Genomic DNA, 12,471 nt, shown 5'->3' with positions numbered 1-12,471 from the left:
CACCATGAAGACCGCTCTGTTCACCCCGCTGGCCGCCGCGGCGGCCCTGTTGATGGCCGCAGCCACCCCGACGCACGCGCAGGAGACCTTCAAGGTCGCCTACATCGACCCGCTCTCGGGTCCGTTCGCCAACGTCGGCGAGCTGATGCTCACCCACACCCAGTACGCCATCGAGGACATCAATGCCAAGGGCGGCGTGCTCAAGGGCGTCAAGCTGCAACTGCTGCAGTTCGACAGCAAGCTCTCCGCGCAGGAAAGCCAGAGCGCGCTGCAGGCGGCCATCGACCAGGGCGCGCGCGCCATCGTCACGGGCGGATCGGGCTCGTCGGTGGTCACCGCGCTGGTGCAGGCCGCGGCACGCCACAACCAGCGCAACCCGGGCAAGGAGATCCTGGTGCTCAACCACTCCTCCATCGACCCCGAGCTCACGGGCAAGGCCTGCAGCTTCTGGCACTTCCAGTTCGATGCCAACACGGCCATGAAGATGAAGGCCATCGCCAACTACATCAAGAAGCAGCCTGACATCAAGAAGGTCTACCTGCTCAACCAGGACTACGCGCACGGCAAGCAGTGGGCGCACTATGGCCGCGAAATGGTGGGCCTGGCGCGCCCGGACATCCAGTTCGTGGGCGAAACCCTGCACCCCATCGGCCGGGTGAAGGACTTCTCGCCCTACGTGTCCAAGGTCAAGAGCACCGAGGCCGATTCGGTCATCACCGGCAACTGGGGCCAGGACATGGTGCTGCCGCTCAAGGCCGCAGGCGACGCGGGCTACAAGCTGCGCTACTTCAACCACAGCGCTGGCGCGGTGCCCGGCACCGTGCTGGCCTTCTCGCAGGCCCAGCTCGGCCAGCTCACCTGGGTGGCCGAGTGGCACCCGGGCCAGGCCGACAGTGCGAAGACGGATGCCCTGGCCAAGGCGTACAAGGCCAAGACCGGCAAGGACTTCCTCGCGCCGCGCATCGACATGACGCCGCGCTTTCTGGCCGCGGCGATCCACAAGGCCCAGTCCACCGATCCGGTGAAGATCGCCCGCGCGCTGGAGGACCTGACCGTGGACACCGTGGTCGGCCCGGTGCGCATGCGCGGCGAAGACCACCAGTTGCTGCTGCCCCAGGTGGTCAACACCATCACCCCGGTGGACGGCAAGTCCGTGAAGACCGGATGGGAAGGCACGAACTACGGCTTTCGCACCGATGCCATCTATTCCGGCAACGAGCTGGCCCAAGGCACGGAGTGCAAGATGACCAGGCCTTGAACGCGGACTCCCGGGCAGGCTTTCCCCTTCGGAGGCGACTGCCATGGGTCGCGGCTACCATGGCGGCCATAGCCCAGAACCCGAGGAAACCGCCCCATGCCCGACTTTCGCAGCGACACCGTCACCCAGCCCACGCCCGCCATGCGCGCGGCCATGTTCGATGCCCCGCTGGGCGACGATGTGTTCGGCGACGACCCTTCCGTGAACGCACTGCAGGAATACGCAGCGCAACTGCTGGGCTTCGAGGCCGCTCTGTTCGCGCCCTCGGGCACCCAGACCAACCTGATCGCCCTGTGGGGCCACTGCCAGCGCGGCGACGAGGCCATCGTCGGCCAGAGCTGGCACACCTACCGCTGGGAGGCCGGCGGCATGGCCGTACTGGGCTCCATCCAGCCCCAGCCCGTGGAAACCCAGCCGGACGGCACCCTGCGCGTGGCCGACATCGCGGCCGCCATCAAGCCCGACGACCCGCACTTCGCGCGCACCCGCCTGGTGGTGCTCGAAAACACCACGGGCGGTCAGGTGCTGCCCCCGGCCTATGTGGCCGAGGTCTCGGCGCTGGCGCGCCAGCGCGGCCTGGCCATGCACCTGGACGGCGCACGCATGTTCAACGCAGCCACCGCCAATGCGGCCAAGGCCGGCACCGATGTGTACGACGAGGCCCGCACGCTGTGCAGCCATTTCGACTCGGCCTCGCTGTGCCTGAGCAAGGGGCTGGGCGCGCCCATCGGCTCGCTGGTGCTGGGCAGCCACGACTTCATCCGCCAGGCGCGCCGCACGCGCAAGATCCTGGGCGGCGGCATGCGCCAGGCCGGCGTGCTGGCCGCCGCCGGCCGCTATGCGCTGGAGCACCATGTGCGCCGCATGGCCGATGACCACGCCCGCCTGGCCCGGTTGGCCGAGGGCCTGGCCGAGGCCAACCGCAGCCACCCGGTGCTGCAGGGCAAGATCACCGTCCACCCCTGGCAGACCAACATCCTGTTCACCGACCTGCACACGGACGTGGCCCCGGCCTTCACCGCCTGGCTGGCCCAGCACGGCGTGCGCGTGACCAGCGGCCTGTATGCCGGCCAGACCCGCCTGCGCTGGGTGACCCACCTGGACGTGAGCGACGCCGACATCAAGGCCGCGCTGGACTGCGTGGCCATCTTCACCGGGGGCTGAGCCCGCGCCAGTTTCAGCCGGCGGGGTAGACGCGGCCGCCGAAGATGCCGGTTCCCACGCGCACCAGGGTGCTACCGGCATGGATGGCGGCCTCCAGGTCGGCCGTCATCCCCATCGACAGGGTGTCGAAATCCGCCAGGCCAGGCACGCCGCTGGCCTGGATCTGCTGGAAAAGCCGCTGGGCGCGCAGGTGCAATTCCTTCTGGGTCTCGAAATCCGGTGCATGGTCGGGGATGCTCATCAGCCCCCGTACGGTGAGCCGTGGCAGTTTCGCCACAGCCAGGGCCAGCGCCAGCGCCTCTTCGGGAGGGACGCCGGACTTGGTATCGCCCCCGTCCACGTTGACCTGGATGCACACTTGTAACGGGGCCAGGTGTTCCGGGCGCTGTGCCGACAGGCGCTCGGCGATCTTGGGCCTGTCCACCGTGTGCACCCAGTCGAAGTGCTCGGCCACCAGGCGCGTCTTGTTGCTCTGGATCGGCCCGATGCAGTGCCACTGCAGCGCTGCAGGCGTACGCTGACGCAGCGCCTCCACCTTCTCCACCCCCTCCTGGATATAGTTCTCGCCAAAGGCCCGCTGGCCCGCGGCCACGGCCTCAGCCACCGCTTCGGCGCCGAAAGTCTTGGAAACCGCCAGCAGCGACACCCCGGCCGGATCGCGCCCGGCAGCGGCGCACGCCTGGGCGATCCGTCTCAGAACCTGTTGGAGGTTGTTATCAATCGTGGTCATAATGATTGGCAAGCGTACCAAACGATAGAGGGGATCCCGTGGACATTACCCAGCTGCTGGCGTTCAGCGTCAAGAACAAGGCCTCCGACCTGCACCTCTCCGCAGGCCTGCCACCCATGATCCGGGTCCATGGCGATGTGCGCCGCATCAACGTGGACGCGCTGGACCACAAGACGGTCCACGGCATGGTGTACGACATCATGAGCGACTCCCAGCGCAAGACGTACGAAGAATTCCTGGAAGTCGACTTCTCGTTCGAAATCGAAGGCCTGGCCCGTTTCCGCGTCAACGCATTCAACCAGAACCGCGGCGCAGCCGCCGTGTTCCGGACCATTCCGAGCAAGATCCTGACCCTGGAGCAGCTCAACGCGCCCAAGATCTTCGGCGACCTGGCCCTGAAACCGCGCGGCCTGGTACTGGTGACCGGCCCCACGGGCTCGGGCAAGTCCACTACGCTGGCGGCGATGGTCAACTACCTCAACGAGACCGAGTACGGCCACATCCTCACGGTGGAGGACCCGATCGAGTTCGTGCACGAATCCAAGAAGTGCCTGATCAACCAGCGCGAAGTGGGCCCGATGACGCTGTCCTTCGCCGCGGCGCTGAAATCCGCACTGCGCGAAGACCCGGACGCCATCCTGGTGGGCGAAATGCGCGACCTGGAAACCATCCGCCTGGCCATGACGGCTGCGGAAACGGGCCACTTGGTCTTCGGCACGCTGCACACCTCCAGCGCCGCCAAGACCATCGACCGGATCATCGACGTGTTCCCGGCCGAAGAAAAGGAAATGGTCCGCGCGATGCTCTCCGAATCGCTGCAGGCCGTGATCTCGCAGACCCTGTGCAAGACCAAGGACGGCTCGGGCCGCGTGGCCGCCCACGAGATCATGCTGGGCACCAGCGCCATCCGCAACCTGATCCGCGAGGCCAAGGTGGCGCAGATGTACTCCACCATCCAGACCAGCAACAGCGTGGGCATGCAGACGCTGGACCAGAACCTCACCGATCTGGTGCGCCGCAACATCATCAGCCCCGCGGAAGCACGCGGCAAGGCCAAGATCCCCGAAAACTTCCCCGGCTGATCGCAGCACGGGTGAGCACACACTGACCAGAAGATACGGCGGCGCAGTGCGCCGCACTCGGAGCAAAATATGAAAGGCATTCTCGGCCTTCTGCGCATGAAGTCGATCGGCAACAAGCCGGCGGAAGACAATACCGACTCGGTGCTGTTCTCGACGGCATTTGCCGGCCAGGGGGTTGACGACTCCATGCTGGTGCCATGGGAGGCGCGCGCCGTGGAAGTGGGTGCCAAGCGCCTGCCCACGAGCCGCGGCGGCAAGCTGCTGCAGGGGCTGTGGGCCAAGGACAAGTACATGGCCCACCTGGACAAGGATGCCGTGGAGCGCATGGAGCGCTTTTTTGAATTTGCGGCCATTCCGTCCAACCGCGATGTGATCCGCCAGGACGAGTACGGCAACTTCATGGTGGTGCTGCTCACCGGCACCATTGCGGTGGACCGCGTGCAGCCCTGGGGCGAGCACCTGCGCCTGGCCGAAACACGTCCCGGCGACATCCTCGGTGAAATGTCCCTGCTGGACAGCGGTATCCGCTTTTCCGCCTGCACCACGCTCACCGATTGCGAGATCGCCGTGCTGAGCGCCGAGGCCATGGACGACATGATGTCCAAGGACCCCCAGCTCGCGGCCAGCCTGATTGCGCTGCTGGCCCGCAAACTGTCGTTGCGACTGCGCGTGGTCAGTGCCCGCCTGAGCGACGGCAACCAGAAATGACAATATTGACCGTCCGGCAGACCAGGACCCCAAGGGAGAAATTCTGATGGAACGCGATCAGGCCAGTAAATTCATCAACGACCTGCTCAAGCTGATGGTCAGCCGCAATGGCAGCGACTTGTTCATCACGGCGGAGTTTCCCCCCGCCATCAAGGTCGATGGCAAGGTGACCAAGGTGTCGCCCCAGCCCCTCACCCCCACCCACACGCTCACACTGGCGCGCGCCGTCATGAGCGACAAGCAGGTGGCGGACTTCGAGCGCACCAAGGAGTGCAATTTCGCCATCTCGCCCGCGGGCATCGGCCGCTTCCGCGTGAATGCCTTCATCCAGCAGGGCAAGGTCGGCATGGTGATGCGGACGATTCCGCTCACGCTGCCCACCATCGACGGCCTGGGCGTGCCGCAGGTGCTCAAGGAAGTGACCATGACCAAGCGCGGCCTGTGCATCCTGGTGGGTGCCACGGGCTCGGGCAAGTCGACCACGCTGGCCGCCATGGTGGACTGGCGCAACGAGAACTCGTTCGGACACATCATCACGGTGGAAGACCCGATCGAATTCGTGCACCCGCACAAGAACTGCGTGGTCACGCAGCGCGAGGTGGGCCTGGATACCGATACCTGGGAAGCCGCGCTCAAGAACACGCTGCGCCAGGCGCCCGACGTCATCCTGATGGGCGAAATCCGCGACCGCGAGACCATGGAACATGCCGTCGCGTTTGCCGAAACCGGCCACTTGTGCCTGGCCACGCTGCACGCCAACAGCGCCAACCAGGCGCTGGACCGCATCATCAACTTCTTCCCCGAAGAGCGCCGCGCACAGCTGCTGATGGACCTGTCGCTGAACCTGCGCGCCCTGGTGTCCCAGCGCCTGATCCCCAAGCAGGACGGCAAGGGCCGTGCCGCCGCCGTGGAGATCATGCTCAACACCCCGCTGATCTCGGACCTGATCTTCAAGGGCGATGTCTCCGAGATCAAGGAGATCATGAAGAAGAGCCGCAACCTGGGCATGCAGACCTTCGACCAGGCGCTGTTCGATGCCTACGAGGCGAACGTGATCAGCTACGAAGACGCACTGCGCAATGCCGACTCGCTCAACGATTTGCGCCTGCAGATCAAGCTCAACAGCCAGCGCGCCAAATCGCCCGACCTGGCCCAGGGCACGGAGCACTTCGCCATCGTTTGATGGCGGCGGTCCGCACCAGTCCCGGCCAAGCAACCCGACACACTCTCGCCCGCCCTTCTGGGCGGGCTTTTTTTCTTCTGGAAGAAGCCCCGACATGCCAAGCACCAATCCACGCAGCTACGACACCACCCCTTCGCGCAAGGTCGCCTTCCTGGGCCTGGGGGTCATGGGCTACCCCATGGCCGGCCACCTGGCCCTCGCCGGGCATGAAGTCACCGTCTACAACCGCACCGCCGCCAAGTCCGCTGCCTGGTGCGAGGAATTTGCCGGCAGCAAGGCCCCGCGGCACGCGGCCACATCGCGCGAGGCCGTAGCGGGCGCTGACTTCGTTTTCTGCTGCGTGGGCAATGACGACGACCTGCGCTCGGTCACCCTGGGAGCCGACGGCGCCTTCGCCGGCATGCAGGCCGGCGCCATCTTCGTGGACCACACCACGGCCTCGGCGGAGGTGGCGCGCGAGCTGTATGCCGCAGCACGGGCTGCCGGCCTGCAGTTCGTCGATGCGCCAGTCTCTGGCGGCCAGGCGGGCGCACAGAACGGCCAGCTCACGGTGATGTGCGGGGGCGACGCTGCGGCCTTCGACGCCGCCCAGCCCGTGGCAATGGCCTTCTCGCGCGCCTTCACGTTGCTGGGCACCAGCGGCTCGGGCCAACTGGCCAAGATGGTCAACCAGATCTGCATCGCCGGGCTGGTGCAGGGCCTGTCCGAGGCCGTGGCCTTCGGCCAGAACGCCGGCCTGGACATGAAGCAGGTGCTGGAGGTGATCGGCAAGGGCGCAGCGCAGAGCTGGCAGATGGACAACCGCGGCAAGACCATGGTCGACGACCAATTCAACTTCGGCTTCGCCGTGGACTGGATGCGCAAGGACCTGGGCCTGGTGCTCGACGAGGCCCGGCGCAACGGTTCGCGCGTACCCGTCACCGCACTGGTGGACCAGTTCTATGCCGACGTGCAACGCATGGGCGGCAGCCGCTGGGATACCTCCAGCCTGGTCAAACGCTTGAAGTGAAGCTCCCCTGAGTCGCTTCGCGCCCCGGCGCGTCCGCCAGAGGCGGCCGCTCTTCGTTGCCGTCCAAACCTGCCCAGGCAGGCTTGGAGCCGCGGCACTCAGTCCCCAGCGTGGCAGGGCGGCCCTTGCACGGGGGCCTGGGCTTGGTCGCGCCAGTTTTAACCCCAGGTGTCCCCGGAAATCAGAGCGAGCGGGCGGGTGCCGTGTCGGTGGTGACGGGCGCGGGGGCTGGCATGTTGCGTCGCAGTTCTTCCTCGGTGACGAGTTCGAACACGCGCACGACCTTGGAGACGCCGCTCACGCCGCGGGCGATTTCGGTGGCGCGGCCGGCTTCGCGCTGGGTGACGCGGCCCATCAGGTAGACGATGTTGCGCTCGGTCACGACCTTGAAGGCGCTGGCCGAGATGTCGGCGGCGTCCACGAAGCTGGCGCGCACCTTCCCGGTGATGACCACGTCGTTGGAGCGCTGGCCCAGCGAAGTGTTGGGCAGGATGGCCAGGTCATTGACCACCGAACGCACATTCTCCACGCCGGTCACGATGCGCTCGATGGCTTCGCGGTCCTGGGCATTGGCCACTTCGCCCGTCAGCAGGGCCTGGCGGTTGAAGCTGGTCACGTTCACATGGGCACGATCGCCCATTGCCTCACGGATGCGGTTGCCTGCCCGCAGTTCGATGCCTTCGTCCTCGATCTGGGTGCCGGTCGTGCGGCGGTCCACGGCCATCATGCCGCCCACCACGGCGCCGCCCACGACAAGGGGGGCGCAGGCCGAAAGGCCGGCAGCCAGCGCAGCCGCGGCCAGGGCGGTGCAAAGGGTACGGTTGAGGGTTTGCTTCATAGCGGTATCTCCTGTTCACCAAGTAACTGGGCATCCACGCCGTCGCACAGGCAGTGCAGCACCAGGGCGTGGACTTCGCGCACGCGGGCGGCGCGGTCATGCGGCACGCCGACCAGCACGTCGGTCTCGCGCAGCACGGTCGCCAACTGCCCTCCGGTGCGGCCGCTGAGCACCACCACCGTCATGTCGCGCTCATGTGCGGCCTCGGTTGCGGCCAGCAGGTTGGCATCGTTGCCGCTGACCGACAGGACCAGCAGCAGGTCGCCCGCCTGGCCCAGCGCCCGCACCTGGCGGGCAAATTGCTGCGGGCCGGAATCCTGGGTGCCGGCCGGCCCGGCCGTCAGCAGGGTGCTGTCGGCCGTGAGGGCCAGCGCAGCCAGTTCGGGGCGCTCGCGCTCGAAACCGGCCACAAAGAAAGCCGCAAACTGCTGCGCTTCGGCGGCCGAGGGGCCGTTGCCGCAGGCCAGCACTTTGCCGCCGCTGGTCACACAGGCCAGCATGGCGTGGACCGCTGCCGCGATGGGGATGCTCAGGGCCTGGGCCGACTGGTATTTCAGGTCGGCACTGTCGATGAAATGCTGTTGGATGCGTTGCTCAAGCATGGAGGCCCGATGATACCCGCCGCGTGTTACAGCTTTTGCCGCAAATTTTGTAGCAAAGGGTTTAGGCTGCGCAGGGCATTGCGCCTGGCAACATCCCTGGCGGGCCTACTGCGCGTCAAACGCTGCCTGAAGCCATTGCACCTGTGTGTCTTCCACCAGCACCACGTCGAAGCGGCAGGGCGGCGGAGACGCCAGGCGCATCAGGTAGTGCCGCGCCGCCAGCACGATGCGCTGTTGCTTGGCGGCACCGATGCTCGCCCCGGCCCCGCCGAAGGCCTGGCTGGCGCGGCTGCGCACTTCCACGAAGACGGTGGTGCCATCGCGCTCGCGCATCACCAGGTCGATCTCACCCCCGCCGCGCCCAGGCGTCCGATAATTGCGCGTGAGCAGGCGCAATCCGGCGGCCTGCAGGTGCGCCAGCGCGCGGTCTTCCGCCACGGCGCCCTGCTCGCGCGTGGTGCCGCCGGTGCCATCGGGTGCCGTGCCAGCAGCGGCCTGCCGTCTTCCAAGTCCAAGGAATTTCATTGAGCGCCTCTTTCGCTTCCGCCCTCGACGCCGCACGCGATGCGGCGGCTGCGCAGCATTATCCGCAGGGAGCCCTGTACGTGGTGGCCACGCCCATCGGCAACCTGGCCGACATCACCCTGCGCGCCCTGCATGTGCTGCAACTGGCCGACACGGTCGCCTGCGAGGACACGCGCCACACCCAGTCCCTGCTGCGCGCCTATGGCATCGACAAGAATGCGTCGCAGCTGCTGGCCGTGCACCAGCACAACGAGGCCGAGGCCGCGCAGAACGTGGTGCAGCGGCTGCGCGACGGCCAGCGCGTGGCCTACGTGAGCGATGCCGGCACCCCCGGAGTGAGCGACCCGGGCGCCCGCCTGGTGGCGGCCGTGCAGGGCGCCGGCTTGCGCGCCCTGCCCTTGCCCGGCGCCAGCAGCATCACCACCGCACTGAGCGCAGCCGGTGCCGTGGCGCACAGCGCCGAGCATGGCGGTTTCCTGTTCGCCGGCTTCCTGCCCGTGAAAAATGCCGAGCGTGCCAGCGCCATCGGCCAGCTGGCCGGCGAGCCGCGCTGCGTGGTGCTGCTGGAGGCCCCCCACCGCATCGGCGAGCTTGCGCAGGCCCTGGCGGTGCTGGGCGAGCGCCCGGTGACCTTGGCGCGCGAGCTGACCAAGCAGTTCGAAGAGGTGGTGACCCAGCCTGCGCAAGCCCTCACCACATGGCTCGAAGGCGCACCCCAGCGCTCGCGCGGTGAGTTCGTGGTGCTGCTGCATCCCGTGCCGGTGGCCAGTGACGATGGCGAGAGCCTGCGCGTGCTGCGCCTGCTGCTGGCCGAGCTGCCCCTGAAGACCGCCGTGCGCCTGTCGGCCGAGATCACCGGCGCATCGCGCAACGTGCTCTACGACACCGCCCTGGGCTGGAAGAAGGGAGAGCCACAGGGCGACTGAAGCCGGATTTTCAGCGCCCGGAAACTGCCAGCCCCGCCGCCACGCCGCCAAACAGGTCACCTTCGACCTGGGGGGTGCCGGGGAAGGCCCGGCGCAAGGCCTCCCGCAGTGGCCGCAATGCCGATGAGCCACCCGTGAGGTAGATGGCGTCCGGCCCGCGCGGCGCCAGGCCGGCGAGTTGCACGCACTCCTGTGCGCAAGCCACCACCTGCTCGAGCGGCGAGGCCAGGTGCTGCGAGAGCCCTTCGGGCGTGACGGCCGAGACCAATGCGGGCTCGATCCAGCCCAGATCCATGGGAGCCTGCGCATCCGACAGCGAAGCTGCGATCTTGGCCTGTTCCACGGTGTTGGCCATGCGGTGGCCCAACCTCTCATTGAGCACCGTCATCAGCCGCGCGTGCAGACGCTGGTCGGCATAGTCGGTGCGCAGATTCTGCGCGTCGCGCAACGCCTTGGGCGCGTACAGCCACTGGATCAGGTGCCAGGTCGAGAGGTCGAAGAACACGCGGTTGGGCACCTCGCGCCCGCTCGGCCCGATGTGCCGAAAGCCCAGCATGGGCATCAGCAGCTCCAGGCTCAGGCGCCGGTCGAAGTCGGTGCCGCCCACGTGCACGCCGGTCGTGGCCAGCACGTCGGCCGCACGGTCGCCACCGCGGGCCAGCCGCTCGGGCCCCAGGCGCACCACGGTGAAATCCGAGGTGCCGCCGCCGATGTCCACCACCAGCACCAGCGACTCGTGGATGATGCGCTGCTCGTAGTCGAGCGCGGCGGCCATGGGCTCGAACTGGAAGGACACGTTCTCGAAGCCTGCGTCCAGTGCCGCCTTGCGCAGCGAGTCTTCGGCCCGTTGGTCACGCTCCGGGTCGCCGTCAACGAAATGCACGGGCCGCCCCATCACCACCCGGCCGGGCATGCCGCCAAGGTCGGCCGTGGCCTTGCTGGCCAGCATGCGCAGGAACAGGCCGATGATGTCCTGGTAGCTGACGAGCTGGCCGTGCACGGCCGTCTTTTCCTCCAGCAATGCACTGCCCAGCAGGCTCTTGAGCGAGCGCATCAGGCGCCCCTCGGTGCCCGCCAGGTACTGGCCCACGGCATCACGGCCGAAATGGGTGCGGTGGTCCTCGGCGTTGAAGAACAACGCCGTGGGCAAGGTCACCCCCGTGCCCTCCAGGGCAATCATGCGCGCGGGCCCGCGCCCCTCGCGCACGCCCATGGCCGAGTTGGAAGTGCCGAAGTCGATGCCGAGCGTGGTGTCCTGCAGGAGGGGCATAGGGAGAATCAGGGAGCGAGAGAAGGAAGGAATCAACGGGCGCCGGCAGGCGGCGCGAGGGGGCCATGCAGTCCGCACAGAAGAGGCTGCGCCCGCGCAAGGGGAGCGGGATTGTGCCACGGACCGGGAGCCTGGGCCCCAGAAGAGGCCACTGGTTTCAGGCCAGAGGCACCGAGGCCACCATGGCCGGCACGGCCTCGCGCATGGTGGCGACAAAGCGCAGCAGGCGCACAGGGTAGAAGCTCGCGTGCGGATAGATCAGGTACACCGGCAGCGGCCCGGGCTGCCATTGGGGTGCTAGGTGCACGAGGTGCCCTTGGGCCACATCCTGCGAGAGCAGCCAGGCCGAGCCGGCGCAGGCGCCCAGCCCGAGCCGGGCCGCGCTGCGCAGGGCATACAGGCTGTCGGTGGCCATGCGCGGGCGCAGGGCGATGCGGCGTGCTTCACCCGTCAGCCGGTGGGTGAGCACCAGCTCATTGCGGTAGTAGGTTTGCAGGGCCAGCCAGGGCAGCGCCGCCAGATCCTCGGGGTTCTCGGCCGTGCCCGCCCCCGGCAGGGAGGCTGATCCCACCACGATGCGCGGCACCTCGGCAAGGCGGATGGCCACCACCGCCGGGTCGGCCGGCTCCCCGACCTGGATGGCGCAGTCGATGCCCGCACCGATGAAGTCGCGCACGTCGTCCTGCAGCAGCCATTCCACCGACACGCGCGGATGCGAGCGCAGGAACTGCGCCAGCGGCCCCACGAACATCTCCTGCCCGAAGGCATGCGGCATGGCCACGCGCAGCGTGCCCTCGGGCTCCTCCTGCGCGCCGCGCAGATCGGCCTCGAAGGACGCCCAGCTCGCCAGCAGCTCCTTGGCCCGCCGGTAGCAGCGCTCGCCATCCACCGTGAGGCGCATGGTGTGGGTGGAGCGTTGCAGCAGGCGCACGCCCAGCGACTGTTCCAGCGCCTGCAGGCGGCGGCTCACCGTAGGCTGGGTGGCGTGCATCTGCGCCGCGGCGGCCGACAGGCTGCCGGCCTCGACGATGCGCACAAAAGTCTCCATCAGCTGCAGTCGATTGCCCAATGCGTTGCTGGTGCCCGCTGGCGGCAGCATGCCGGCAGAGCGAACCTCAAGCGGTTTTGTCATGCATTCAATGTATATCCAATGTGCAGAACATCCTACTACCAAGA

The 12,471-nt window shown here is 67.6% G+C and carries 13 protein-coding genes; 7 read left to right on the top strand and 6 right to left on the bottom strand.

Annotation, left to right across the window (positions count from 1 at the left end; genetic code table 11):
* Positions 1-4: 4 nt before the first annotated feature.
* Both AC07X5_RS04135 and ltaE read left to right on the top strand, forming a co-directional pair.
* On the top strand, positions 5-1,258 hold the full coding sequence (locus tag AC07X5_RS04135; RefSeq protein WP_494769129.1) for a branched-chain amino acid ABC transporter substrate-binding protein: 1,254 nt from the start codon (positions 5-7) through the stop codon (positions 1,256-1,258).
* Positions 1,259-1,354: 96 nt separating this feature from the next.
* Positions 1,355-2,422 carry a low-specificity L-threonine aldolase gene (ltaE, locus tag AC07X5_RS04130; protein WP_494769128.1) on the top strand — a complete coding sequence of 356 codons (1,068 nt, stop codon included), beginning with the start codon at positions 1,355-1,357 and terminating at the stop codon, positions 2,420-2,422.
* 13 nt (positions 2,423-2,435) lie between these two features.
* Here ltaE and AC07X5_RS04125 read toward each other — a convergent pair whose 3' ends face one another.
* The gene (locus AC07X5_RS04125) at positions 2,436-3,152 is read right to left on the bottom strand and encodes a YggS family pyridoxal phosphate-dependent enzyme (RefSeq protein ID WP_494769127.1); all 717 of its coding nucleotides are present in this window, start codon (positions 3,150-3,152) and stop codon (positions 2,436-2,438) included.
* Positions 3,153-3,190: 38 nt separating this feature from the next.
* Here AC07X5_RS04125 and AC07X5_RS04120 point away from each other — a divergent pair, with 38 nt between their 5' ends.
* From AC07X5_RS04120 to AC07X5_RS04105, 4 genes are all read left to right on the top strand, one after another.
* Positions 3,191-4,234, top strand: a complete 1,044-nt coding sequence (locus AC07X5_RS04120) for a type IV pilus twitching motility protein PilT (RefSeq protein WP_409956160.1) — start codon at positions 3,191-3,193, stop codon at positions 4,232-4,234.
* A gap of 69 nt (positions 4,235-4,303) precedes the next feature.
* Positions 4,304-4,942: a cyclic nucleotide-binding domain-containing protein gene (locus tag AC07X5_RS04115; protein ID WP_007855992.1), complete on the top strand. Its 639-nt coding sequence runs from the start codon at positions 4,304-4,306 to the stop codon at positions 4,940-4,942.
* 46 nt (positions 4,943-4,988) lie between these two features.
* A complete protein-coding gene (locus AC07X5_RS04110) occupies positions 4,989-6,125 on the top strand; it encodes a PilT/PilU family type 4a pilus ATPase (protein WP_007855987.1) in 1,137 nt (378 codons plus the stop codon).
* A 94-nt stretch (positions 6,126-6,219) separates the two neighbouring features.
* Entirely contained in the window at positions 6,220-7,134 is a 915-nt protein-coding gene (locus tag AC07X5_RS04105) for an NAD(P)-dependent oxidoreductase (protein ID WP_494769126.1), read from the top strand.
* Between the two features lie 181 nt (positions 7,135-7,315).
* On the opposite strand, the gene AC07X5_RS04100 is transcribed toward AC07X5_RS04105, so the two are convergent.
* From AC07X5_RS04100 to AC07X5_RS04090, 3 genes are all read right to left on the bottom strand, one after another.
* Positions 7,316-7,972: a BON domain-containing protein gene (locus tag AC07X5_RS04100; RefSeq protein WP_409956164.1), complete on the bottom strand. Its 657-nt coding sequence runs from the start codon at positions 7,970-7,972 to the stop codon at positions 7,316-7,318.
* Entirely contained in the window at positions 7,969-8,574 is a 606-nt protein-coding gene (locus AC07X5_RS04095; protein ID WP_409956165.1) for an SIS domain-containing protein, read from the bottom strand. Before AC07X5_RS04095 ends, AC07X5_RS04100 begins: the two co-directional genes overlap by 4 nt.
* A 105-nt stretch (positions 8,575-8,679) precedes the next feature.
* Positions 8,680-9,099 (bottom strand): YraN family protein, encoded by a 420-nt coding sequence (locus AC07X5_RS04090; RefSeq protein ID WP_409956166.1) that lies wholly within the window; start codon positions 9,097-9,099, stop codon positions 8,680-8,682.
* Between AC07X5_RS04090 and rsmI the strand changes: the two genes are divergently transcribed.
* Entirely contained in the window at positions 9,099-10,025 is a 927-nt protein-coding gene (gene rsmI / locus AC07X5_RS04085; RefSeq protein WP_409956167.1) for a 16S rRNA (cytidine(1402)-2'-O)-methyltransferase, read from the top strand. The two genes, AC07X5_RS04090 and rsmI, sit on opposite strands and share 1 nt — an antisense overlap.
* Before the next feature lie 10 nt (positions 10,026-10,035).
* On the opposite strand, the gene AC07X5_RS04080 is transcribed toward rsmI, so the two are convergent.
* Positions 10,036-11,295 carry an Hsp70 family protein gene (locus AC07X5_RS04080; RefSeq protein ID WP_494769125.1) on the bottom strand — a complete coding sequence of 420 codons (1,260 nt, stop codon included), beginning with the start codon at positions 11,293-11,295 and terminating at the stop codon, positions 10,036-10,038.
* Positions 11,296-11,452: 157 nt separating this feature from the next.
* Positions 11,453-12,394, bottom strand: coding sequence for a LysR family transcriptional regulator (locus tag AC07X5_RS04075; protein ID WP_494769458.1), 942 nt, complete (start codon positions 12,392-12,394; stop codon positions 11,453-11,455).
* Between the last annotated feature and the right edge of the window lie 77 nt (positions 12,395-12,471).

It is taken from the genome of Acidovorax sp. GW458-11-26-14-TSB4, assembly GCF_059423865.1.
The sequence above is the reverse complement of the archived record's forward strand: the minus strand, read 5'-3'. Positions and strand labels throughout refer to the sequence as shown.

Bases quoted from the DNA above. Each gene is read 5' to 3' on its own strand.
- AC07X5_RS04100 (WP_409956164.1), bottom strand. From the start codon at position 7,972: ATGAAGCAAACCCTCAACCGTACCCTTTGCACCGCCCTGGCCGCGGCT.
- AC07X5_RS04110 (WP_007855987.1), top strand. From the start codon at position 4,989: ATGGAACGCGATCAGGCCAGTAAATTCATCAACGACCTGCTCAAGCTG.
- AC07X5_RS04125 (WP_494769127.1), bottom strand. From the start codon at position 3,152: ATGACCACGATTGATAACAACCTCCAACAGGTTCTGAGACGGATCGCC.
- AC07X5_RS04095 (WP_409956165.1), bottom strand. From the start codon at position 8,574: ATGCTTGAGCAACGCATCCAACAGCATTTCATCGACAGTGCCGACCTG.
- AC07X5_RS04115 (WP_007855992.1), top strand. From the start codon at position 4,304: ATGAAAGGCATTCTCGGCCTTCTGCGCATGAAGTCGATCGGCAACAAG.
- AC07X5_RS04090 (WP_409956166.1), bottom strand. From the start codon at position 9,099: ATGAAATTCCTTGGACTTGGAAGACGGCAGGCCGCTGCTGGCACGGCA.
- AC07X5_RS04135 (WP_494769129.1), top strand. From the start codon at position 5: ATGAAGACCGCTCTGTTCACCCCGCTGGCCGCCGCGGCGGCCCTGTTG.
- AC07X5_RS04105 (WP_494769126.1), top strand. From the start codon at position 6,220: ATGCCAAGCACCAATCCACGCAGCTACGACACCACCCCTTCGCGCAAG.
- AC07X5_RS04075 (WP_494769458.1), bottom strand. From the start codon at position 12,394: ATGCTGCCGCCAGCGGGCACCAGCAACGCATTGGGCAATCGACTGCAG.
- ltaE (WP_494769128.1), top strand. From the start codon at position 1,355: ATGCCCGACTTTCGCAGCGACACCGTCACCCAGCCCACGCCCGCCATG.
- AC07X5_RS04080 (WP_494769125.1), bottom strand. From the start codon at position 11,295: ATGCCCCTCCTGCAGGACACCACGCTCGGCATCGACTTCGGCACTTCC.